Raw genomic sequence first — 273 nt, 5'->3', positions numbered from 1 at the left:
TTGCGGTGACTACCTGCTGTTCCGGCACTACTTCACCATCGACGCTGTGAGGCTGCATGCGGCCAGCTTCTGCATGAAGCACCTGCTTTGCCCTCTGTGTGCCATTAGACGGGGCGCTAAGTCGATGAAAGCCTACCTGGATAGGTGGGAGGTCATCCGAGCCGAGAAAACGGCTCTGAGGCCTTTTTTGGTGACTTTGACGGTGAAGAACGGTGATGACCTGGCTGAACGCTTTAAGCACCTTCATAGAGCCCAGCGCGAGCTATGGAAACG

Annotated in this window: 1 protein-coding gene; it reads left to right on the top strand. The window is 55.7% G+C overall.

Annotated features, from left to right (window positions below):
* Positions 1-46 precede the first annotated feature (46 nt).
* Positions 47-273: protein rep (locus ABG80_RS22950; protein ID WP_268761001.1), on the top strand; the 227-nt coding region annotated here is incomplete at its 3' end.

The sequence above is a fragment of the Aquabacterium parvum genome, from assembly GCF_001447195.1.
Classification (GTDB): domain Bacteria; phylum Pseudomonadota; class Gammaproteobacteria; order Burkholderiales; family Burkholderiaceae_C; genus Aquabacterium; species Aquabacterium parvum.
The sequence above is the reverse complement of the archived record's forward strand: the minus strand, read 5'-3'. Positions and strand labels throughout refer to the sequence as shown.